Annotated in this window: 2 protein-coding genes; one reads left to right on the forward strand and one right to left on the reverse strand. The window is 66.3% G+C overall.

The genetic code is table 11. The annotated features are described in order from the left end of the window. Positions 1–5 precede the first annotated feature (5 nt). Positions 6–1334 (forward strand): tRNA (N6-isopentenyl adenosine(37)-C2)-methylthiotransferase MiaB, encoded by a 1329-nt coding sequence (gene miaB / locus DBR34_RS20660; RefSeq protein WP_128098164.1) that lies wholly within the window; start codon positions 6–8, stop codon positions 1332–1334. Between the two features lie 43 nt (positions 1335–1377). Here miaB and DBR34_RS24415 read toward each other — a convergent pair. Beyond that, positions 1378–1791: ABC transporter permease (locus DBR34_RS24415; protein ID WP_258224214.1), on the reverse strand; the 414-nt coding region annotated here is incomplete at its 5' end.

Consider the following 1791-nt stretch of genomic DNA (forward strand, 5'->3'; position numbering starts at 1 on the left):
GGCCAGTGCGCGGCAAGCTCTATATCAAGACCCACGGGTGCCAGATGAACGAGTACGACTCGTCCAAGATGGCCGACGTGCTCGCCGCGGCCGAGGGCCTGGAGCTCACCGACGACCCGGCCGAGGCCGACGTGCTGTTGATGAACACCTGCTCGATCCGCGAAAAGGCGCAGGAAAAGGTGTTCAGCCAGCTGGGCTACTGGAAGGCGCTGAAGAACAACGGCCGGGGCGTGATCATCGGCGTGGGTGGCTGCGTGGCCTCGCAGGAAGGCGAGGCGATCATCAAGCGCGCCCCGCACGTGGACCTGGTGTTCGGCCCGCAGACCCTGCACCGCCTGCCCGAGCTGATCCGGCAGCGGCGCGAATCGGGCAAGTCGCAGGTGGACATCAGCTTCCCGGAAATCGAGAAGTTCGACCGCCTGCCCGAGCCGCGCGCCGACGGTGGCTCGGCGTTCGTGTCGATCATGGAAGGCTGCTCCAAGTACTGCTCGTTCTGCGTGGTGCCCTACACCCGTGGCACCGAAGTGAGCCGTCCGTTCGAGGACGTGGTGGTGGAAGTGGCCCAGCTGGCCGCCCAGGGCGTGCGCGAGATCAACCTGCTCGGCCAGAACGTCAATGCCTACCGCGGGCCGTACGGGGAGGGAGAGTTCGCCGATCTCGGCCTGCTGATCCGCACCATCGCCGAGATCGAGGGGGTCGGCCGGATCCGCTTCACCACCTCGCACCCGCTGGAGTTCAGCGACTCGCTGGTGGATGCCTACCGCGACGTGCCGCAGCTGGCCAACTTCCTGCACCTGCCGGTGCAGGCCGGCAGCGACCGGGTGCTGTCGGCGATGAAGCGCGGGTATACCGCGCTGGAATTCAAGGCCAAGATCCGCAAGCTGCGCGCGGTGCGCCCGGACATCTCGATCAGCTCGGACTTCATCGTCGGTTTCCCCGGCGAGACCGACGAGGATTTCGAGAAGACCATGAAGCTGATCGAGGACATCGGCTTCGACCACAGCTTCTCCTTCATCTATTCGCGCCGCCCGGGCACGCCCGCGGCCGACCTGGAAGACACCATCAGCGACGCCGAGAAGCACGCGCGACTGTCGCGCCTGCAGGCACGGATCAACGAGCATGCCGCCGGCATCTCGGCGAAGATGGTCGGCACCGTGCAGACCGTGCTGGTGGAAGGTCCGTCCAAGCGCGATCCGAACGAGCTGACCGGCAAGACCGAGAACATGCGCTCAGTGAACTTCCCGGGGCACCCGCGCCTGGTGGGGCAGTTTGTCGACGTGGTGATCACCGAGGCGTACAGCAACTCGCTGCGCGCGCGGATGGTGACGGCGTAAGGGCGTGCCGACCGATTGGGGGCGTGCCGACGGTAGGTCGCCCCTAATCCAGCCGCTTGCGGAACCGCAGGATCGCCAGGGTCATCATCACCGCGATGAAGGCCAGCAGTGCCAGTACCTCCGGCCACAGCTCCCACCAGCGCGCGCCCCGCAGCATGATGCCGCGCACCAGCCGCAGGAAATGGGTCAGCGGCAGCACCTCGGCCAGCCACTGCACGACCCTGGGCATCCCCGCGAAGGGGAACATGAAGCCGGACAGCAGGATCGACGGCAGGAACACGAACATCGTCATCTGCATGGCCTGGAACTGCGACTGCGCCTTGGTCGAGATCAACAGCCCCAGCGACAGGTTGGCGGTGATCAGCAGCATCGCCACCAGGTACACGTCCAGCACGCTGCCACGCACCGGCACGTCGAACAGCCACATGCCCAGCAGCAGCACCAGCGTGGTCTGCAC

This window comes from Stenotrophomonas sp. HMWF003, assembly GCF_003061285.1.
Lineage (GTDB): Bacteria > Pseudomonadota > Gammaproteobacteria > Xanthomonadales > Xanthomonadaceae > Stenotrophomonas > Stenotrophomonas maltophilia_AP.